Source organism: Sphingomonas sp. DC5200-1 (assembly GCF_049897245.1).
GTDB lineage: Bacteria > Pseudomonadota > Alphaproteobacteria > Sphingomonadales > Sphingomonadaceae > Sphingomonas > Sphingomonas aquatilis.
On the sequence record NZ_JAFCVW010000019.1, the window covers coordinates 1 to 20,885 of the forward strand.

At 62.6% G+C, this 20,885-nt stretch carries 17 protein-coding genes and 1 tRNA gene; 12 read left to right on the plus strand and 6 right to left on the minus strand.

Going from position 1 to position 20,885, the window contains the following annotated elements; all coding sequences use genetic code 11:
• The first annotated feature begins 40 nt into the window (after positions 1-40).
• The 3 genes from ACP7A3_RS20205 to ACP7A3_RS20215 all read left to right on the plus strand — a co-directional run bounded on the left by ACP7A3_RS20205 (position 41) and on the right by ACP7A3_RS20215 (position 1,818).
• Positions 41-117, plus strand: a tRNA-Met gene (locus ACP7A3_RS20205).
• A 187-nt stretch (positions 118-304) separates the two neighbouring features.
• Positions 305-1,546 carry a tyrosine-type recombinase/integrase gene (locus tag ACP7A3_RS20210; protein WP_426256980.1) on the plus strand — a complete coding sequence of 414 codons (1,242 nt, stop codon included), beginning with the start codon at positions 305-307 and terminating at the stop codon, positions 1,544-1,546.
• Positions 1,543-1,818 carry an HU family DNA-binding protein gene (locus ACP7A3_RS20215; RefSeq protein WP_426256981.1) on the plus strand — a complete coding sequence of 92 codons (276 nt, stop codon included), beginning with the start codon at positions 1,543-1,545 and terminating at the stop codon, positions 1,816-1,818. Before ACP7A3_RS20210 ends, ACP7A3_RS20215 begins: the two co-directional genes overlap by 4 nt.
• 353 nt (positions 1,819-2,171) lie before the next feature.
• Here ACP7A3_RS20215 and ACP7A3_RS20220 read toward each other — a convergent pair whose 3' ends face one another.
• The 3 genes from ACP7A3_RS20220 to ACP7A3_RS20230 form a co-directional block, all read right to left on the minus strand.
• A complete protein-coding gene (locus ACP7A3_RS20220) occupies positions 2,172-3,827 on the minus strand; it encodes a hypothetical protein (protein WP_426256982.1) in 1,656 nt (551 codons plus the stop codon).
• A 595-nt stretch (positions 3,828-4,422) separates the two neighbouring features.
• The gene (locus tag ACP7A3_RS20225) at positions 4,423-5,556 is read right to left on the minus strand and encodes a hypothetical protein (protein ID WP_426256983.1); all 1,134 of its coding nucleotides are present in this window, start codon (positions 5,554-5,556) and stop codon (positions 4,423-4,425) included.
• Positions 5,557-5,679: 123 nt separating this feature from the next.
• Positions 5,680-8,781, minus strand: coding sequence for a tetratricopeptide repeat protein (locus ACP7A3_RS20230; protein WP_426256984.1), 3,102 nt, complete (start codon positions 8,779-8,781; stop codon positions 5,680-5,682).
• A 146-nt stretch (positions 8,782-8,927) separates the two neighbouring features.
• Here ACP7A3_RS20230 and ACP7A3_RS20235 point away from each other — a divergent pair, with 146 nt between their 5' ends.
• From ACP7A3_RS20235 to ACP7A3_RS20265, 7 genes are all read left to right on the plus strand, one after another.
• The gene (locus tag ACP7A3_RS20235; protein WP_426256985.1) at positions 8,928-10,508 is read left to right on the plus strand and encodes a transcriptional regulator; all 1,581 of its coding nucleotides are present in this window, start codon (positions 8,928-8,930) and stop codon (positions 10,506-10,508) included.
• Between the two features lie 8 nt (positions 10,509-10,516).
• Positions 10,517-12,211, plus strand: a complete 1,695-nt coding sequence (locus tag ACP7A3_RS20240; protein WP_426256986.1) for an E2/E1-associated domain-containing protein — start codon at positions 10,517-10,519, stop codon at positions 12,209-12,211.
• Positions 12,189-12,758: a Mov34/MPN/PAD-1 family protein gene (locus ACP7A3_RS20245; RefSeq protein ID WP_426256987.1), complete on the plus strand. Its 570-nt coding sequence runs from the start codon at positions 12,189-12,191 to the stop codon at positions 12,756-12,758. The genes ACP7A3_RS20240 and ACP7A3_RS20245 overlap by 23 nt, the downstream gene beginning before the upstream one ends.
• Positions 12,755-13,678, plus strand: a complete 924-nt coding sequence (locus ACP7A3_RS20250; protein WP_426256988.1) for a TIR domain-containing protein — start codon at positions 12,755-12,757, stop codon at positions 13,676-13,678. Before ACP7A3_RS20245 ends, ACP7A3_RS20250 begins: the two co-directional genes overlap by 4 nt.
• A gap of 101 nt (positions 13,679-13,779) precedes the next feature.
• Positions 13,780-14,511, plus strand: a complete 732-nt coding sequence (locus ACP7A3_RS20255; RefSeq protein ID WP_426256989.1) for a DUF4238 domain-containing protein — start codon at positions 13,780-13,782, stop codon at positions 14,509-14,511.
• Positions 14,415-14,957 (plus strand): DUF4238 domain-containing protein, encoded by a 543-nt coding sequence (locus tag ACP7A3_RS20260; protein WP_426256997.1) that lies wholly within the window; start codon positions 14,415-14,417, stop codon positions 14,955-14,957. The genes ACP7A3_RS20255 and ACP7A3_RS20260 overlap by 97 nt, the downstream gene beginning before the upstream one ends.
• A 459-nt stretch (positions 14,958-15,416) precedes the next feature.
• Positions 15,417-16,841 (plus strand): transposase, encoded by a 1,425-nt coding sequence (locus ACP7A3_RS20265; protein WP_426256990.1) that lies wholly within the window; start codon positions 15,417-15,419, stop codon positions 16,839-16,841.
• Between the two features lie 6 nt (positions 16,842-16,847).
• Here the strand turns inward: ACP7A3_RS20265 and ACP7A3_RS20270 are convergent, their stop codons facing one another.
• Together ACP7A3_RS20270 and ACP7A3_RS20275 are read right to left on the minus strand one after the other, a co-directional pair.
• Positions 16,848-17,414 (minus strand): recombinase family protein, encoded by a 567-nt coding sequence (locus ACP7A3_RS20270; protein ID WP_426256991.1) that lies wholly within the window; start codon positions 17,412-17,414, stop codon positions 16,848-16,850.
• Positions 17,415-17,540: 126 nt separating this feature from the next.
• Positions 17,541-18,449, minus strand: a complete 909-nt coding sequence (locus ACP7A3_RS20275; RefSeq protein WP_426256992.1) for a LysR family transcriptional regulator — start codon at positions 18,447-18,449, stop codon at positions 17,541-17,543.
• Positions 18,450-18,605: 156 nt separating this feature from the next.
• Between ACP7A3_RS20275 and ACP7A3_RS20280 the strand changes: the two genes are divergently transcribed.
• Both ACP7A3_RS20280 and ACP7A3_RS20285 read left to right on the plus strand, forming a co-directional pair.
• Positions 18,606-19,040 carry a (R)-mandelonitrile lyase gene (locus ACP7A3_RS20280; RefSeq protein ID WP_426257168.1) on the plus strand — a complete coding sequence of 145 codons (435 nt, stop codon included), beginning with the start codon at positions 18,606-18,608 and terminating at the stop codon, positions 19,038-19,040.
• On the plus strand, positions 19,022-19,600 hold the full coding sequence (locus ACP7A3_RS20285) for a recombinase family protein (RefSeq protein ID WP_426256994.1): 579 nt from the start codon (positions 19,022-19,024) through the stop codon (positions 19,598-19,600). The genes ACP7A3_RS20280 and ACP7A3_RS20285 overlap by 19 nt, the downstream gene beginning before the upstream one ends.
• A 4-nt stretch (positions 19,601-19,604) precedes the next feature.
• On the opposite strand, the gene ACP7A3_RS20290 is transcribed toward ACP7A3_RS20285, so the two are convergent.
• The coding region (locus ACP7A3_RS20290; RefSeq protein WP_426290048.1) for a DUF1254 domain-containing protein at positions 19,605-20,885 on the minus strand (1,281 nt) is incomplete at its 5' end.

The following is a 20,885-nucleotide window of genomic DNA, read 5'->3' on the forward strand; positions in this document are numbered from 1 at the left end:
CAACGGACACTCCATCAAAGCCCACTTTGATGGTCCTTGGCGCGGGGTGGAGCAGCCCGGTAGCTCGTCAGGCTCATAACCTGAAGGTCACAGGTTCAAATCCTGTCCCCGCAACCAACACATCACACGCCACACCGTCCCGGGAAAACCCAGGACGGTTTTTTTGTGCCATTTTGCAATGGTTTAGCCGCCCTCCGGGCGCTCTATAGCGTCTCAGCCGACCCCGCCCGATGCCAGGACGTCGATTTGCATAACGGGGTATTTTCGTGGCCGATACCCTCCAGCCCCGCTGGAGTACCCCACGATGCCGCTGAAGGAACTGGAAGCCCGCTACGCCACCCGCCGCGCGAAGGACTACAAGCTCACCGATGGCGAGGGGCTGTACCTTTTCGTCCGCCCCAATGGCTCGAAGCTCTGGCGGATGAAGTACCATTTCGGCGGCAAGGAGAAGCTGCTCTCCTTTGGTGCCTATCCCGGGGTCAGCCTGGCCCAGGCGCGCCTCAAGCGCGCCGAGGCCAAGGTGGCGCTGGGGCAGGGGCGTGACCCCGGCGCCAGGGACAAGCCCGACGCCGTGATGAGCTTCGAGGAGGTGGCGCGGGCCTGGCACAGGCATCGACTGCCGCGGCTCGACGCGGGGCACGCAGCCCGGCTGCTCGCCCGCCTCGAGCGCGACGCCTTCCCGGCGCTTGGCAAGGCCGACGTCAGGAGCGTGACCCCGGCTGACGTGCTGGCGATGGTGCGCGCCGTCGAGGCACGCGGCTCGCTCGATGTCAGCCGGCGCCTCAAGCAGCATGTCAGCCAGATCTACCGCTTTGCCATCCCGCATGGCTGGGCGGCCTCGGACCCGGCCGAGCATCTCGAGCAATTGCTCGCACCAAGGCCGAGGACACAGCACATGCCGCGGGTCGCGTCGCGCGAGCTGCCGGCGCTGGTACGCGCCATCCACACCTATGACGGTGAGGAGAACCCACGCCGGCGTGCCATCACGCGTGCCGCGCTGCTGTTCACGTTGTTCACCTGGGCGCGCACCAACGAGACGCGGCTGGCGAGCTGGGATGAGATCGAGGGGCTCGACGGCCCCGAGCCCGTGTGGCGCGTGTCCGCCGCCCGCATGAAGATGGAGCGGGAGCATCTCGTGCCGTTGTCGCCGCAGGCGGTCGCCATCCTCAGGGCGATGAAGATGGTCGGCGAGGGGGCATACATCTTTCCCGGCGAGAAGGTCGGCAAACCGCTTTCGCAGAACACGATGATCTACGCCTGCTACCGCATGGGGTATCGCGGGCGCCAGACCGTGCATGGCTTTCGTGGCCTCGCGTCCACCTGGGCGAACGAGGCTGAATGCTACCGGCCCGACTGGATCGAGATGGCGCTCGCCCATGTCGAGCGCGACGAGGTGAGGGGGGCGTACAATGCCGCGCTCTACCTGACGCCGCGCCGGCGCATGCTTGAAGCGTGGGGCGAGCATCTTGCCGCCATGGTAACTGGTGACCAAGGCGCGATACCGGCTATAGCGGCTGTCCCATTCCTGCAGGGAGCAAATCCATGAACAACGCCGATCTCGCCAGGCGCATTGCCGATGCACAGGGCATGGGCAATGCCGATGCGCGCAAGCTTGTCGATGCCGTCCTTAACGCGATTGTCGACGCCGCGGCCGCAGGCGACGAGGTCTCGCTCGCCGGCTTTGGCAAGTTCAAGGTCAAGGACAGCCCGGCACGTGAAGGCCGCAACCCCGCCACCGGCGAGGCCATGCAGATTGCCGCCTCCAGGAAGCTCGCCTTTGTGTCTGCAAAAGCCGTCAAGGACAAGCTCAACGGCTGAATTGTACGCCGCCTCGCGTCGCCCAGGCGTGAAGCGGCTACGTCCCAAGGGGCTCAGGACGCGGGCTGAAGCGTCTGGCGGTAAGAGCCGCTGCCCTTCCTTCGTGACCTCCTCGGCCACGCACCCGGGGGCTAAGACAGCAGCGATCAAATGTCAGGAATTGGTGGAAAGCGGAACGGCCGCTTTCGGGCGCCCGGTAGCGCTAAGCTGCCATTCGTTCAGGCTCAGCCGGTCGGCAGCTTTGCGCCCCAATCATGGCCATTCAAACCGGCGCGCGCTGATCCCGAAAGCGGACATTTCTCCAAGGCCAGCGCAATGACCGCTGTGGCCCGCGGCAGCGGGCTGGGTATCGCTCATGCGGGACGATCCCCGATTAGCCCAGTCGCGTCTTTGGCTCGGCGCGCCGCCGCGCTGCCTGCCGCGCGCGGTTGAGGTTCGGCGAGCTCGGACTTGCTGCCCGCTCGGCTTGCCGAATGACTGGCTGGCGCGCCCGCGTCAGCGTCTGCCTCCACGTCCGTGCGCTCGGCCGGTGCCGCTGCTTTGCCCACAGCTGCGCGCGGCCCGGCCGCATCCGGCGCATTGGCGCCATGCGCCGCCGCCGTGCCGTGGTCATCGAGCTCTTCCTGCGCATCGACCTCGGCGAGAAATGTCGCCTTGCGCGCGGCATAGGCATTGGGATCGAGCGTGCCGAGATCATGGGTGAAATAAGCTTCGCCATGGGCTTCACTGGGGCGACGAAGCCGCGCATTGCCGATCAGAATGTCGATGCGTGCATGAGTTTCGCTTGCCGCGCGGTAGTCGGGCGGTGCGAACGACCTTGCGCGCAGATCTTCGACAAAGCCCCACAGCCTGCCATAGACCGGATCGGCGATTAGCGTTTCGTGCCGCTCCTGCTCGGCCATGAAGGGCGCATCGTCCCAGTCACTGCTGACCGTGCGCGTGAATGGCTCGAACGACTGCATCATCCATTGCAGGAAGCCCGTGCGCACCAGATAAGGCTCGAGCACGTCGCGGCCATGTTCGCCCGGCAGCAGCGTATCGCCATAATGGTTGATCAACGCGAGCAGGCGCAAATTGCGCAGCGCGAAGAAAATTGCCGAGCGGATCGTCCTGACGTCGCACTGGTCCTTGAACATCAGCCAGATCACCGGCACCGCGAGCGTGTCGCAGACACACTCCTCGACGAGCGCGTCACTGGTCAGGAACAGGGCGATCTGTCGGCCGAGCGAGCCCCGATACGCCGTGTCGCCCTCACCCTCGCGCGCCGCGCGCTGTACGATCGGCAACAGGCGATTGCGATAATGATCCGCGCGCGCGTCACGGATCGCAGCCGCCCGCCAGGCCGGGTCGCGGTGCAGCACGCTGTGAAACAGCTCGTGCACGACCACATAGCTTTCCTGGATCAGCGTCCATTCCAGCCGCTTCTTGAGGTCGCGATCTTCGCGATGGGCATTGCTCGCCTCGTGCTGACGAACGCGATAGGCAGCAGCGAAGGCCAGCGATTGTTCAAGACAGCCAAGCAGCTGCGCGCGCTCGGCGAGCAGCTTGCAGCCATAGGTCGTCATATCCTCGGGGTCACTGCCATTGAGATGCAGCCGGTTGAGCTGGTTGAAGGTTTGCCCGAGATATTGATCGTAGATGACGATGCGCCCGCCGGTGAGATCGAGCGTCTCGCAGGTTCGCTCGGTGCTGTACGTGACATGGAGATCGGGCAGAGGCGCAAAGCCGGCCATCGCGGCGCGGATACTTTGGTGCAACTTGGCATAATAGCCGCGCGCGACAAATTCATCGCGCAGCCGGCGGGTGGCGGCGAGGTAGGTCTGAGGGCTGCGCGTCATGCCGGGCCGCCGATCAATCGACCCCTGGTCCAAGCTTTGCCTTGCGCTTGCCGGGGGGCGAAACGCCGGGCGCAGACGAGGGCGGCGCAGGCGGCGACGCATTGGCCTGGTCAGCAAGCAGTTCGGCCAGCAATTTTTGCGTGTTGCTTGCCGAAAGCCCCTGGATCTCAATCCCGTTCACCTTGACCTTCACATGGCGATTGGCCGCGATGCGCGCGAGGATGATCTTGGTAATCCAGGGCAACGTGCCCGCCGCGATCGGCACCACCACCACGGCGAGCTCTGCAACGCCGCCAAAACGCTTGGGCTCGAAACACTCCACCTCGATCTGCTCGGCCTGCGCTTGCGCGAGCAGCGGCGGTACGTCGTCAGCCTCGATCTCGATCGCAATGTCCATGTCGATGTCCCTCCCAGTGGAATTTCGCGCCGCAGTCTTTGCCCGGGCGCCTTGATCATGTGACGAGCATGCGCCGGCAGGCAAGCGTGCGCCGCCATTCTGGCGCGAAATTGGTCGAGGCGATGAGCCTTTATGAGGCGGCGCGTGGCTGCGCGGTCGGGCTGAAGGTGCTAGGCGAGATTGCGTCCGGCCGCACCGCAGCTGCGCGCTCGGGCGGATGTGAGGCGCGCCAACGGCATGGTCACTAGCGAAATGGCCCACCCAGCATCCAGCCGCGGTCCGACCCGGGCCGCCGATCGGCCCGTGGGTTTCAGCGCCGGTCGACATATGTACCTGGTACCATTCCGCTAACAGCCTCGCGCCAGCGGCTCAAGCGCGCAGAACGCCGATACTTGTCAGATGCGCGAGCGCCGGCCCGTCGAGGCCGTGCTCGAAGTAGAACCGCTCCTTATCGACCTTGCCGAAGAATTTCTCGAAGCGTTGCACCGTCTCGCTGGCACCCGATCCAGCCGTGATCAGCGTGATCGTCGGGCGGATCGGCTCGCCAAGCTGCACGCGCTTGAGCAACTGTTTGAACTCATAATCGGCGCCCGGCATCGAATAGCCGATGAATACCCAGTGCAGCGCTTGTTTGAGGTCGCGCTCGGCTGAGCGCCAGCTCGCTGTGTGCATCGGAAAATCGAGCGCCTTGCGGTAGCTGAAGGTCGCAAAGCGCGTGCCGATCGCCCGGCTGGTGCAGTGCGGGCAGGCCGGGTCGCGCGTTTTGGGGATCTTGCTGATCAGCGCGGCTTCGCGCAGAAGCTCCCAGTCGCGCGTCCCGAACAGGGTCCGCGCGACATCCTCGGCTTCGTCCGGCGGCACCCAGAAGGTTTCGCGGCAGGCATCGCAATAGAGCCAGTTGATCGAGCCGTGCGGCTTGATCAGGCGAACCTCCTTGACCGATCGCAAAGTCCGGCGCTTGAGCCTTTCGCCGACAAATTGCGCGGGGCGCGCCTCGCAGCCATAATCGAAGCGCGTGAGCTTCTGGGTCCGCTCGAGCCCGCGCTCGATCACGGTGTCCCAGTTCATGCTCAGTACCGCGCAATCGCTCGCATCGAAGCGCTTGAAGAAGGTCTCCAGCCGTTGCCAATTCGCGTCGGCCGCCTTTTCACCCGCGCTATAGCGCTGCTCCAGCATCCGGATCATCCGCACCAGGATCGCGCGGCGTACGGTGCGCAGTTGTGACGCTGAATAGTCCTTGCCCAGATGATGGCCGCTATTGGCCGACAGATCGATGATCGTCAGCATATCCTCAAGCTCAGGCCACTCCTTTGCACTGCGCCGACTGCCTTCGCCGAAGGTGCGATCGACGAATTGACGCAGGAACGCGACCTGCGCGCGGCTCGGGCCATTCTTGTTCAGCCCGGCGGTCTTGAGCAGCTCGACGGTAAACTGGCTGGCGAGCGGCAAGCCGGCATTGCTCGAAAAGCCTGCCCCGACGATCAGCAAGTTGGTCTTCGCCATTATTTCCCCCGGTCTTGCCGCGTTCGTCCCCACGACCCGGTCCGACATCGGCACGGCCCGCCTGACATCACAGCGGACCGCGTCTTCTCGACAAGACAATCACCATCTCGAAGAAGTCACCGCTTATCGCTCGTTGGCGTGAAGCTGCTCCAGAATATCAAGCGCAACTTCCTGAATTTCTTTGGCAACAGCCGGCGTTTCTCCTCGATCCAGCTTCAACGCTATCGAGAGCGGCTCCACGGTCCGGCCCTCTTCGGAGTCGAGCAACGCGCTCAACTCAGCACTAAGGCCAACACGGGCAAGCTCCAGGCTTGTGTCAACAAAGCTCGGGATGAGCTCACGCCGCGTCTCCAATTCCGGCAGCGCGGCACCGAGATGGGCGATCGCCGCCTCTATGTCGCCACGCTTGGCTTCGAGCGGCGCTAGAAAGAGCCGTGCCTCGGTCAGATCGGGGTCGCGTTTGAGTGCTTCGGAGCCGTCCTCGATCCGCGATTGAAGTTCGCGATCGGTCAACTGCGCGCGCGCCAACAGGCATTTGGGATTGCCGGGGTCAGCCTCCATCGCCCGGCCAATCAATGCCTGGGCTTCGGAAGGCGAAGAGATACGCGCCAGTCCCGTCAGAGCCGATACGCCAATGTCATTTAGGGCCAGGGCAGCTTCGAAATGTTCGCGCGCACCATCCTCGTCGCGCCGGCGCGCCGCGATGTCCCCCTGGAGCACGAGGCTACAATAGCAGTCCTCATTTGCGGCAAGCGCCTCGTTCAGCAATTCGAGCGCGTCGTCATCGTCGCCATGATGGACGAGCAGCTCGGCAACTTCGCGCATCGGACCGCATGCGCCGCTCTCAAGGACTGCCTCGACGGCCTTCCGCAGTGCGGACTCTGCCTCGGCATCCGAAGCCGATTTCTCCATCAGCAGGCGCGCCAGCCTGACCCAAGCCGGCTCGCCATCCTCGAGGGTCGTGGCGTGACGATAGGCCTTCTCGGCGCGATCTCGCTGACGGCTCGCGCTATAAATATCTCCGGCCGCAATCCATGCCCAGGCATCGTCGGAATGCTTTTCCAGCATTGCGTCGGCTACCCTGGCAATCGCTTCGAAAGGTTCGCCCAAATTGCGCATGGCAGTTGCCAGCATCCGGTAGATCACAGGGCTATCGGCGCCGGTCGCGATGCTCCGATCGAGTGCAGCGCGCGCCTCGGCAAATTCTCCCTCAGCTGAGAGGAAGGCACCGAGATCGGCCCAAGCCATCCAATCGTCGCCGTGCTCGGCCACATCCCGGAGCAGCGCTATCGCCTCTGGCGCTCGACCGGTTCCGCTCAGCAGGCTGGCCAAGAGATGCCTGGCATCGGAACGATCAGAATGATCTTCGAGTGCCTGGCGAAGCACTGTCTCTGCTTCATCCTCTTTGTCCTGACGCATCAGAATTCTGGCAAAGTGCGCCGCCGCGTCATCTGTCAGCTCGCCGAGCGCAGCCGCCCTGCGATACAAATAGAGCGCACCATCTTCATCATCATTCCGGTCGCGCAAACGCGCCAGATGAAGGATGGCCGGCGCGCAGGTGGGGTCCATTTCCAACGCGCGATTGAAGGCAGCCTCGGCTGCCGCAGTCTGGTCGGCGAACGACAGCATCAGCCCGAACATCGAATGCGTGCCGGGATTGTCCGGCTCTCGTTCTACGGCACGCTCGGCGGCGCGAATAGACTCCTGATGTTCGTGGAGCTGAAGATGCGTGAACGCCAATTGTATGAATGGCATCGGGTTCGACGGGCTGATAGCGGCGGCCTCAGCGAGCAAAGCCTTTGCCCGTTCGGTATCGTCGCTCTCGAACGCGTCGCGTGCCTCCCGAAGGAGTCTTTCGACGGCGGCATCGCCGTCGCTCTCCTCGAATTCCGCTTCGATCAAACTTGGCGCGACTTCGGCCGGCAAGCCGTCCTGACGCAGGGACTGAAGGAAATCAGCGGGCGTCTGCGCTAGGATACGCGCGCGCACCGTCTCGGGCTGCCCCGTCAAAATGGCATCGAAGGCCCAGTGATAATCGGCCCGCTTCGCAGGCTCGAACCGGCAAGCTTCGTCGACGAGTTTGGCTGTCGTCGCGACCAGTTCGTCCCGATCATAATATTCGGTCATGAAGGCGACGAGCGCGCGGACCCGGCTCGAAGGATGGCTGCGCCGCCGCATCAGATAGTAGATATTGAACAGCCGCTCGGCGGCGTAATAGAGCGCCGATCGTCCGCGACCTTGCTCCTTGATCACAGAACCGCGGTCGCTCAACCGTCCAAGCATGGCGGAGGCCGTGTTGACGTTGACCCGCGCTGCCTCCGCGATCTGCTTTGCGGTGCTCGGATCCCAGGCGTCGAGCAGTGCAGCGAACACCTTCCGCTCTACCGCCGGGAGCGTGTCGAGCTGGCTTTTGAAATATTCGGTGTTCTGATCGATCAGCTGGTTGAGGTTTTCCATGAGATCGCCAAGCGAGGGTGTGCGCATGAAATCCGCGAGAATATGGATTAGTCGCGGGCTGCCGCCGGTCAGGATCTGCAACGGTCGGATGCGGGCGCGCGGCACGTCGTGCGTGGTAAGGGAGGCCCATAGCGCATGGCATTCCTCAAGCGTCAGCGGCCGGAGCGGCAGGATGCGATAGCCGTCGAGGGGGCGGCGCGAACTCTCGTCGGCCGATTGCGCAACGGAAGTCGCGAGTACACCGAAGAGCGAATCGTCGGCCAAGGCGGTCAGAAGGATTGAGCGGTCACTGCCGATCTGATCGTTCAGCAGCATGTGGAAGTTCTCGACAACCACAAGAAGCCGCTTGCCAGCTGCTGCCGCCACTTCGCGCAAGATCTCCAGGCAGCGCTGCAGCAGGATTGTCTCGTCGGCGATCGTTACCGCTTCGCGGTGCCGAGCCTTAAGGGTCACATCGCCGGCATCATCGGCGAGATAGAACAGGCATTCGAGGAAAAATTCCCCCGGCGTGGTGACCGTGTAGCTTTCTTCGCCAAGGAAAATCGGCTGCCACAATGCGTGCAGCGTTTCGTCGGTCCTGATTTCAGCCAGCACGCGCCGGCACAAGGTGGTCTTCCCAGCACCTCGCGGTGCGACCAGAATGACTCGCGGCGCCGCCGTCTCCCCGCGCAGGATCGTCAGGGTCTCTGCAAGCTCGGGCTGTCGAACGATGAAATTCGATACGGCCTCATCATCGGACTGAAAGGCCGGATTGAATTTATACGCCATCGTCAGCGTCGCTCCATAACCTACACCAATGAAAACCCGTAGCTGCCATCAATTTTGTTGGCAAATGGAAAAACATGGTTTATGGAATGCCAACAAATCTGCTGGCACTTGGCTCAAGTGGAGAAAAGAAGAGGGATTTCAGTATCATGGCGAAAAAGGTGTGGAAGAGCGAGACGACCGACAAGCGGGTGGCCACCCGCATGAAGGAGGTCGAGACGGTCGAGATCAAGGACTATGTGCGCGATACCGACCTGCATGGACTCGCGAGGAACAAGGCGTATCGCGTCGACGGCGTCCATGTTTATGCGGACATTCTCAACTTGGGCGAGATGCTGCAGTCGACCGAGGTCGAAGGCGAGACGTGCCACAAGAGGACCCTTCGCTTCCTCAACCTCCATTATCGCGCCGTCTACCGGATCATCGCCGCGGTGGATGCGATTCAGGTCGATTTCCACAATCAGCGGCTGCACCTGGTGGTCGCCAAGCCGTATGGCGACGAGGCCGCGCGCGTGCACAAGGCGGTGGCGATCGGTCAGCTGATGATGGACGTCCTGACCAAAACCGGCGAGGATGGTGACGAGAAGATTCCAGCGGCAAAGGTCAGGGTCGGCATTGATACGGGCCTGGCGCTGGCAGTGCGGAACGGCCGCCGTGGCAGCTCCGAGCCGCTCTTCCTGGGCGTGCCGGCAAACCATGCCGCCAAGCGCGCCGGGGGCGGAACTGCCACCGGCATCTATCTGTCCAACGAAGCGCGCGGCGCCATCGATTTAGATGAGGTGGATGACGAAGATGCCAGCGCGCTGACTGCAGCCGAGGTGGGCGAGAGCCAAGAGGAAGCGGCGCTCGCCGTGACCGCCGATGGCATCGTCCGGGATTGGAAAAAGGATCTGGATGCCAATCCGATCGGCAAGTTTTCGTTTAGCGGGCATACGCCGCCGTTTGCCGATCTCGATCTGGAGGTGCTGACGCCTGGCAATTCGCGCCGCAACGACGCGATCTCGATCTACGCGGACATCGACGGCTTCACCGCTTATGTCGCCGACCATATCGACGACGACGATGACGCAATGGACGTCGTGCGGACACTGCATGTGCTGCGCGCTGAACTCGACGCCGTCCTCACCGAGGATTTTGGGGGGCGGAAAATCCGGTTTATCGGCGACTGCGTCCACGGCGTCATCGGCGAAGGCACCGCGCAGACCACCGATACCGAAGCAAGCGCGAGCGCGGCAATCCTGTGCGCGGGCGGACTGCGCAGCGGCTTCGACCGCGCTTTGGAGTTGCTCGAGGACGAGGGCATTGACGTTGCCGGCCTGGGGATCGCGATCGGGTTTGATGCCGGTCCCGTCGCACTGACGCGCCTAGGCATGAAGGGGTCGATGATCCGCTGCGCAACGGGACGGGCCATCCTGGCTTCGGAGCGTGAACAGCGTCGTTGCGCCGGGGATGAAACCGCGGTCGGGGCGGTTGCTTATGGGTGGTGCTCCGAAGCTGGACAGGAGATTTTCGGATCCAGCCGAAAGCGGTCAGGCCTGACCTATGAGGTGGCGCTCGAGGAACTCGCCGACGAAGGGGATGCGACGGCTGCGGCCGCGAAGGTCGCGAAGGCCGCGATGTCGGTGGCGCTTCTGGAGCCGATCATTGCCGCGCCGGCCGCCGCGGCGCCAAGCGCATTCCGCTTTCCGAACCGGGATGCTACGCCGACCAAGCCGGCGGGCTTCGCCTGATGTGGTACATGCGTGATCTGGGCCGCCTGGCATCCGAACAAGCGGCCCTTGCCGACCTTGAGGGGCGGGAGGCCTGGTTCACCGTCGCCAGCATGTATTTTGACGATCAAGTCCGGCTTTGCTTCGATGCCGAAATCGAGATCAGCACTAAGCGCTATCCGATACGGCTGACATATCCGCAGACATTTCCTTACACCCCGATCTCGGTTCTTCCTCAATCCCCCGACCGCTGGTCGGAGCACCAATGGGGGCGCGGCGAACTTTGCCTCGAATGGGGTCCGGACAATTGGACGCCCGACATCACGGGTGCCCAGATGGTCGAGAGTGCTTACCGACTCTTGCACGGTGAGACGCCGAATGATGCCGATGCGCATCCGGTCCTGCCATCGCGCCATGTCGAGAGCCTGGGCCAGCAACTGCGCGCCTCGGCCGTAGGCTTTGTCCTGACCCGGTCGCTTGCGAGCAAGCTCGACGCAACGCCAGGCGCGCAACTGCTGCCGATGGACTTTCTGATGCGCTCGACAACGCACGTCGTGATCCCGCTGACTGTCGGCGATGAAGACGCTGTTTGGCGTGACCCGACGGTTCCGGAAGCTCTCAAGGCGTCCAGCCTGACCCTGAAAGGGCATGTCGCCATTCTACCAGCGGAGATGCCGATTCCTGCGGTGGGAACTGCGTCCGGGTTGAAAAAGGCCTTGGCAGAAGCTGGCTGCAGCTATCCCGACGGCTATGTCTCTGACGTGCTGGACATGTGCTTGGTGCATGCAGACGGCGTCGCCCGTCTGTTCTGGGTGAAGGACGGGGCCGACACCGTCACAGAATTCAAATGCCTTCCCGAGGGCAGTGACGGCCGCTTGGAGCCATCTCGGGCGGCCCTTGGAACCATGACTGTGGGTCTTGTCGGGTGTGGCTCGGCGGGCGGCAAGATTGCGACCAGCCTCGCCCGTAGCGGCGTCGGCAATTTCCTTTTCATCGATGACGACGTGATGCTTCCCGAAAATCTCGTTCGGCACGATCTCGACTGGGACGCGGTCGGCGATCACAAGGCCGAGGGGCTGAAGCGCCGGATCGAGATGATTGCGCCAGCCGCCAAGTGCACCGTGCGACGCCAGCAGCTCGCCGGACAGGAGAGCAGCGGCAGCATCGACGGCGTACTGGCCCTTTTGCAGACCTGTGACCTGATCGTCGATGCAACCGCAAATCCGCGCGTGTTTAACTTGCTCGGGTCGGTTGTCGCCGCAGCCCAGAAGCCGCTCCTGTGGCTGGAGATTTATGGTGGCGGGTTCGGCGGGATGATCGCCCGGTCGCGGCCTGGTCTCGATCCTGCGCCGCAGATTGCGCGAGCGCGGATCGAAGCAGTGTGCGCGGAGAAGAACGTTATCGCACCGCGCGCGACCGCGGGGTATGGGATCGACGCTTTGAATGGCCCGATGATCGCCGATGATGCGGACGTTGCCGTGATCGCAGCGCACGCTACACGCTTCGCCATCGACACGCTCCTGTCGCGCGGCGAGTCGGCCTTTCCCGTATCTGCTTATCTGATCGGGCTGAAGGCAGAATGGCTTTTCCTGCAGCCGTTCCACACCTTTCCGATCGACCTCGGCCAACCGGAGCTGGAAGCCTCGCCGGCCATGGATCCGAACGGCTTGGCAATCGTGCAGCGCCTGATCAAGGAACGTCATGATCGTAACGCTGCCGCCTGATCTCATCGCGAAGCTCGGAAATGCGCTGTCGCGCGCCGGAACCCGCGAAATCGGCGGTGTGCTTGTGGGCGAGCACGTTGCAGACGAAGAATTCCGCGTGGTCGATCTGTCGGTTCAGCGCTCAGGCGGAACCGAGAGCTGCTTCGTTCGCCATCCCAAGAAGCATCGTCGCTTCATGCGGAGCTTCTTCCACCGCACCAAGGCCGACTATGCGCGCTTCAATTATCTGGGCGAGTGGCATTCCCATCCCCTCTACCTGCCGGTTCCGAGCACGACCGATCTGTCGCAGATGCAGCTGATCGTAGAAGACGGTGCCGACGCGCCGTTATTCGCGGTCCTGCTCATCATCCGCCTCGACGGCGGCGAGCGCATCGAACTTGGCGCAACGGCATTCGCGCCGGGATCGGTGCCGACGCAGGTCGAGATCCGCATTCAGCCGAGGCCGGCCGATGATCCGACCCTTTCCGGCAAGTTAACCTTATGGCCTTGGAAGTGGTCAAGTTGGTGGCGCAGTAACGACATCAACAGGAGGAGCGATTGGGCATGAAGAAACGATTTGAGGATCGCGCGGTGTTGATCGACGCGCTGCTTGGGCAGAAGATTATTCGCGGCAACGAGACGGTCGCTGCGGCCTTTGCCGATGCCGGGGACTTGGTCGAATTCACTGCGGGCAAGAATATCATTGAGCAAGGCGATAGCGACCGGTCGGTGCATTTTCTGCTGTCCGGTCGAGGTCAGATCATCATCAACGGGGTGCGGCTCTATCACCGCGAGCCTCCCTGCACCGTTGGCGAGATGTCGGCCATAAATCCCAGTGTCGGCCGATCGGCGACCATCGAAGCGGTCGAAAACGTGGTCACTTTGAAAATCGGCTACGAGAAGTTTGCTGAGGTCGGTGAAGCGCATCCCGAGATGTGGCGCCTGGTCGCCCAGGATCTTGCTGGACGGCTCGAACAGCGGAATCGCTTCGTCAACCGTGCGAACGTTCGCCCCCGGGTCTTCATGATCTGCTCTGCAGAGGCGCTCCCGATCGCCAAATCCATTCGCGTCGGCCTTTCGCACGATGCGGATATTGAGATCTGGAGCGACGACATGATCTTTCCAGCCGGCGGTTATCCGATCGAAGCCTTGGAGGAGCAGGTCAACGTTGCCGACTTCGGCGTTGCGCTCTGCGAGCCAGATGATCTCGTCACAGCCCGCGGCAAGACCTCGGCGGTCCCTCGGGACAACGTCATCTTCGAGCTCGGCTTTTTCATGTCTCGCCTTGGCCGCCATCGGACTCTCTTGCTGGTGCCGCAACGCACCGACGTGACTCTGCCGTCCGACTTCAAGGGTCTGACGCCGCTTCCTTATGCAACTGCTGACAAAGCCAGCGCTAGGGCTGTGGCGCTCGGCCCAGTGATTGATCGGATCAGTGCCATCATCGAGGAAATGGGTGTTCGCGCTTCGCTAATCGAGAAGAATTAGGAACTGCGAGATCAATCGGCGCTCGTTGAGCGGCGCCGCGGCGACTGCCAAGTGACCATTTCTAGAGCGTCGAGAATTAAATGCGTTTTCCTCGAAGATCGATGTTGCGTTGGAATTGGGGACAAGTCCCGACTGACGGCGACGTTGTTCCTTTCAGTCAACTCAACGCCGGTAGCGGTGGAGCCGGGAGAAGGCTTCGCAAACATCACTATCTGTCGATCACCTATATGGAGGGCTTCACAGGCCCAGACGGCCGAGTCTGGGCTTACTACGACGACAAGCCTGACGATCCGCAGCCTTCACAGCTTTGGTCGATCGGATATCGCAAACTATATTATTCGGTACCGTCCAAGGATGGCGGACGTGATGACACGTCCTGGGAAGACCATTGGAATCGTGTAGAGACGGTGTGGCCTGTCACTGTCGCCGCCGCGCGTGCGAAGCGCCTGTCGCCGGCTATTTCCTTCAATCTACTTGGAATGGTTGCGATCCTAATGGCGCGTGTGCCGGCGGCGCGTGAACGACATGAATATCTGCTGGCACAAAGGATGCGCACGGAGATCCAGACGTTAGAAGCGATCGGGGCGCTGCCCGCGGATCTGGCGGAATATGCTGGGAAGCTCGACCGCGTCCCCGTCGGCGTCAATCCCGAGCAGAGCCTGGCCAATATGCCCGAGGACATTATGGGTAGCGGCGATTTGGCCTTGTCCCCGTCGGCGTCAATCCCGAGCAGAGCCTGGCCAATATGCCCGAGGACATTATGGGTAGCGGCGATTTGGCCTTTCGGATGGGCTTTGAGATCCTCCACAACAAGACCGATTTGCCGTTCCTGACCACCGACAATCCAGTTTGCTTCTACGATCCCGACCAACCAGTTCATGCCCGCATACCCTACCCCGAGGATGGGGAGATCGAGCTCATTTTCCCGATCGATGCAGATATGGTGCTACGAGGATCGACGCGCCTCTGTCCGGCAAACAGCGTTAAGCGGCACCGTGTGCTGAGCGACAAGGCGAAGGTTCGCAAGATCAACAGGACGGTCGCCCAGTTCGGCTATCGTCTCTATATTGCTCGAGACCGCTCTTGCGACGACCTGGTGCAGCGTTACGCCGCGACCGTGCCCACGGTGCATGTCGATGTAGAGTTCGAACCTGGCCATCTGCGAATGATTTGGCGGCATCTCTTTGCGCAACGGCCCATTCTGTCGCCCTATGTTGATACGTCAGAGAAGGCGGCGCGGTTGACAGAGGCGATGGAGCGGGATGGCTTCTTTGATTAGCCACTTACCTTAGTGGTGTTCGTTATCGGTGCTTGCCGTCCGGATACCTCCGCCCGCTTCGGTCTAGAAGTATCCGTTCGAGTTACGTGATCGGCAGGTCAGCTTTTGTTGCTTTCGAATTAAAAGCGGACTGGCCGTTGTCGGCCCAGTTTCGGCCGTAGCGTGTCAGCTGAACGAACGGCCGCTTTCGGGACGCCGCCAAACGGCAGCGAACGACCGGCATTGGGTCCTCGCGGCCGTCAAACTGCCAGTCGGCAACCGACCCAAAGGCGGTCCTAGCAGACGCAAGTACCGGTTCCGGAAGCGGATATTCTCAGCCGGGTTTATGACACCTACAAACCGTTGAAATAGCTAGGGAGCAAGCTGGTGTCACAAGCGGACGGGGCTGTTGAAAAAGGCGGGGTGATCCGATCGCGTACCTAACGGGTTCCCTGCTTCGACACATCGGGAGCAGCGGCCATGATGGGTGAGCAACAGCGAGGCGGCAAGGGCGCAAGTTGGCGGGCGCTGGGAGCGATGATCCCTGCCGATCACATCCTACGCAGGATAGACGGGCTGATCGACCTGGGTGAACTGCGCGATGCGTTCGCCCCGCACTACAGTTGCCGTGGGCGCCCCTCGATCGCGCCCGAACTGCTGATCCGCATGGCGCTGATCGCTCGCCTCTACGGCATCACGTCGGGACGCCGTCTGTGCGAGGAAGTCCGCTTCAATCTCGCTTATCGCTGGTTCTGCCGATTGCCGATCGACGCGCCCGTGCCGCACCACTCGACGTTCAGCAAGAACCGGCATGGCCGCTTTCGCGATGCTGGCGTCTTTCGCATCCTGTTTGAGCAGACGGTGCGGCGCTGCGCCGACGCGGGGCTGATCGCCCACAAGGATGCCGCAATCGACGCATCATTCGTCGCGGCCGATGCAAGCTGGCAGCGCAAGATGCGGGACGCCGACATGGCCGCGCCCAGGCTTCCCCGCCCGGTTTGTGAATGGCTGGCGGATCAGGCCAATGCTCCACCGCAGGAACATGGCGTACCGCGTGGCAAGCCGGCCGAGGTGTCACGCACCGATCCCGCGTCGGCGTGGTCGGCGCGCACGGCGCGGGGCCGGTTCGGCTATGCCTTCAATGTACTGATTGACACGCCGGGAGGGGTGGCGATCGACGTGGAGGCCAGTCCCGCCCGCTTCGCGGCGGAAGTCGATGCGGGGCGGACCATGCTGGCACGGGCCGACGATCGGTTCGGCTACCGACCAAAGCGTGTCGCGGCTGACACCGCCTATGGCAGCGCCGCGTTCCTGGCGTTCGTCTCCGATCGCGGCACCATCCCGCATATCCCGGTGCTGGAACGATCCGAACAGACCAAGGGCAAATTCCCCCGCGAAGCCTTCCGCTATGAACGGGAGCAGGACCGCTATGTCTGCGCCGCAGGGAAGATACTTCCCTTTCGCGGTGCCGATCGTCGGGCTGGCTTTCTCCGATACAGCGCCAGTCCTGCCGATTGCCGCGCCTGTCACCTCAAACGGAAATGCACTTCAGGCAGGAGCAGGTCGGTTACGCACAGCGAACATGAGGACGTGCGCGAGCTGGTACGCGGCGAGATGCAGACGCCGCTATTCAAGCGGTCGATGCGTTTGCGTCGGGGCGTCGAGCGGGTGTTCGCCGATGCCAAAGGCAAGCGAGGGCTGACCCGCCTGCACCTTCGCGGTCTGCGCGGTGCCGAGGAAGAGTTTCTATTGGGTGCAGCCATTGCCAATCTCGTGCTGTTGGCCCGCACCGACGCAAAACCGGCCCGGACCCGTCGCCCGTCCCCGGTGCCGGAACGGATAGACCACATGGCCCGGATCAGTCGGGGCCGGTTCGAGCAATCCTACTACGCGACGATCTTCTGACGCTGGTTAGCCGGGTTCACGCTCGGCCGCAGGAAAGGGGCGATAGAAGGTGGAACGGCCGACCTGTAGCAGCTTCGCGACCTTCGCGGGTTTGTCGCCGGCCTTGAGCAGCTTGCGGGCTGTGTCGAGCATGTCGGGCGTCATGACGGATTTGCGGCCTCCGCCCGTGCCGCCCTTGGCCCGTGCCGCTGCCAAACCGGCAATCGTCCGCTCCTTTATCAGTTCGCGCTCCATCTCTGCGACGGAAGCGAGGATATGGAACAGCAGCCGACCGGATGGAGTGGCCGTGTCGAAACCATCCGTCAGGGACCGGAAATCAATCTTGCGAGCGGACAAGTCTGCCGCCAATTCGATCAGGCCCCCGATCGAACGGCCAAGGCGATCGAGCTTCCATATCACCAGCGTGTCACCGGCCCGCACGAAATTGAGAGCTTCGGTCAGACCGGGACGGTTCAGCTTCGCGCCGCTCACCTTGTCGGTGAACAGCTTTTCACAGCCAGCCTTGGTCAGCGCATCGGTTTGTAGCGTCAGGTCCTGGTCGGAGGTCGAGACGCGCGCATAACCAACCAGCATGAGTCCCGTTATCCCATCTCAAACAGCGAATTTCGGGAACATATTTTGGGAAAGCCCCGGCGGGGATAGGGCGCGTTTTTGTGCCGGTGACGGTCGTCCCGTTGGAGGTTCCTAATCGGGAAGGGGCTAATCCCTCAACGGCTGCACCTCTCTGATGAGATCGATCAGCAAGCGCAGCCCGGTCGGAAGATGCCGGCGTCCGGAATAGTAGACGTGGAAGCCGCTGCCTGCGCTCGCCCAATCCTGCAGGACAGGCTGCAAGGCTCCGCTTTTCAGGTGCGGGGCGAGTGCAGCCTGCGTCGCGTAAACGATGCCGGCACCGCATAGCCCGAACGCCACGGCAGCGTGACTGCCATCGACCGTCAGTGGACCGGGCGTCGCAACAGTGCATTCGTTGCCGTCACGCTCGAACTCCCAATGGTAGACCTGATCGTTCCCCAGGCGGATGCCGACGCATCGATGGTTTTTGAGGTCTTGCGGATCGTTCGGCGCACCGAACCGGCCAAGGTATGTCGGGGAGGCCGCGGCGATCCAGCGTAAGTCAGGGGACAATCGCTGCGCGATCATGTCCTCGGGCACCGTGCCGCCATAGCGGATACCGGCATCAAACCCCCTGCCGACGACATCAATCATGCGATTGGTGACGCTGATGTCGATCGCGACATCCGGGTAGCGATCCACGAAGATCGGCATGACCGGCTTGAGCAGCAGCTCGACCGCATCCTCCAGAACATTGATCCGCACGCGGCCGGCCGGCGTGTCGCGATAGCGTTCGAGGTTGTCGCTTGCCGCTGCGATGGCCTGCATGGGACTTTCGATAAGTGCTCGAAGTTCCTCACCCGCCGCGGTCAGCGTCACGCTGCGCGTGGTTCTGTTCAATAATCGAACGCCGCGCCGTCCCTCTAGCGCCGTGATCGCGTGGCTCAGCGCCGAAGTGGTCACGCCCATCGACGCGGCTGCGCTTCGAAAGCTGCCATGCCTGGCGATTGCCAGAAAGTAGGCGAAGTCGGCGAGGTCTGCCCGGCTCGGTTGCATGGCAACCCTCTAGCCCATTGTTGAGCGGTATTCATCGTCTCGTTGCTGGTCACGGCGCTAATGCGAGCACCTTCGGCACCCTAAATTACGGTTCGGAGCGATCGTCATCGTGGCGGTCGAACGATCGGAAGGGCGGCAACCATGATGAGGATCGGCATGTGCCTCGCCACGCTGCTGCTGCCCGTGGGCGCACAGGCGCAGCAAGGAGCGACAGGCATGAGCATCGAGCGCAAGGCGGACATGAAGACCGTGGACGGTCCTGCCGAGTATTTCACCGGCAAGGCGACCATCACCGGGCAGTTTCAGCGCGAGGAGCCGTCAAGGGTTTCCGGCGCCATCGTCCACTTCGAGCCAGGTGCGCGCACGGCCTGGCATACCCATCCTGCCGGCCAGACGCTGATCGTCACCGACGGTGTAGGCTGGACGCAGATCGCGGGGGGACCGAAGCTGGAGTTCCACGCCGGCGACATCCTGTGGTGCCCCGCCGAACACAAGCACTGGCACGGCGCGACCCAGCATGAGGCCATGACCCACGTCGCCATTCAGGAGTCGGTCAACGGTACGCCCGTGACGTGGATGGAGAGGACATAGACCCGCAGCTTCGCGCGCTCCGCGATGCGGGGTGCGATCCCATCTACCAGGAGGAGGCATCGGGTGGCCGAGCTGACCGTCCCGAGCTGGCGCGCGCGATCGGCGCGTTGAGGCCCGGCGACGTGTTCGTGGTGTGGAAACTCGACCGGCTATCGCGCTCGCTCCGCGATCTACTGTTCACCCTTGAGGCGATCACCGCCGCAGGCGCGGGGTTCCGATCAGTGACGGAGGCGATCGACACCACCACCGCGCCGGGCCGGTTGATGACACAGATGCTTGGAGCCTTCGCCGAGTTCGAGCGTGCCATGATCCGCGAGCGGACCATGAACGGGCTGGCGCACGCTCGCAACGGCTATTTCCGGTTCTCGCTGACCCGCCGGGTGGAAACAGGCCTGGAGCAACTGCTGCCGGTGAAGGACGAACAGGGCGGCGAAATCTATTATACCGCGCAGGTCGGCCAGCACCTGCGCCTCACGGCCACCGGCCAGGTGATCGACCCGGTGGTGCGCGGCGTGGCCACAGCCGTTTATCTAGGGCTGAGGGCCAAGGTCGACTTTTAGCGTGTCATAGCGGTTCGGCGACGATTGCCGGCGGCTGCCATGATCCGTCCTTTACAGCATCCTTGGGCCAGTAAAGCCGCATGACCATGTAGATCGGGCCGTCGGGTGCCGGCAGCCAGTTGGCTTCCTTGCCTTTTCCGGGTGACGTTTTCGACACATACAGCGTGACCCCGCCGTCGGCGTTTCTGATCATCTTCGGCAGCATCGGCGAATTGATCAGATAGCGATCGATCGGATTATCGATCAGCAACTGGGTCTTGCCGTCATACATCGTTACCGACCAAAAGGCATTCACCGGCGGCATCGCGTCGCCTGCAAAGGTGATCGTGTAGCGGGCCTTGGCCCCGTCGAGCATGGCCCCGGCCTGGTCAGCCTTTGCCATCGGATACAGGGCCTCCTGATAATCATTGGCATAAATCCCGGCGCTGGCGATGGCGGCGCGCTGCAGCCAGTTGCCGGCGATTGCCGAGCGGTTGTTTTCGATGAGGGCAACGTTCCAGCCGTTGACGCTGTTGCCGATACCGGCCTTGGCCGCCTCGATTTTCTGCAGCCCGGACTTCATGCCGGCGGCGATGGCGCGTTTTTGCGGTTCCGGCATCGCCGCGATGGCGAAGGGCTTGCCGGGTTCCAGCCCGATCGCGGCGAATTTCGCACGGGTTTCGGCCTCGCCGGCCACGGGCGGCATGAACTGCATCGCAAAGCCGAGATAGTTGAAAAAGCCGGTCTTTGACTTTTCTGCGTCGATCGTCGGCCATTCGATCGCCGGAGACGCGGCCGGGGCTGCCGTCCTGGTGAACGTCGACAGCGGGACAGCAGAATAGCCGGCCTGCACTGCCTTCACATTGTCGATATCGGCGGCGTTGAACAATTGCGTGCGAAAAATCGTCAGGCTGAACTGTGTCTCGCTCTTGAAGGTCTTCTTGATGCCAGCAGGGGCCTGCCCTGCCCAGTCGGGCCCTGCAACCATGAAGCAGCCGGCGTCGTTGCCAGTCGCGCGGCTGCCGATATAGCCATAGTTGAAACTGTACATGTCGACGAGCTGGACGCTGTAGTATCGCTCCTTCGGTATCCTGGGCACGCAAATAACCATCGGCTCGGCACGGAGGTCGAGCTGAAGCATGGAATAGGGCGTATCACTGTTCGGCGTGACAACCGAGGTATCGGCAGGGGTAAACACCCGCGCGATATTGACAAGCTTGTTCATGCCACCGCGGAATTGCGAAGATTTTTCGTCGATATTTGACTCGTACATGACCCCATAGTTCATGACGATGGGATATCCATA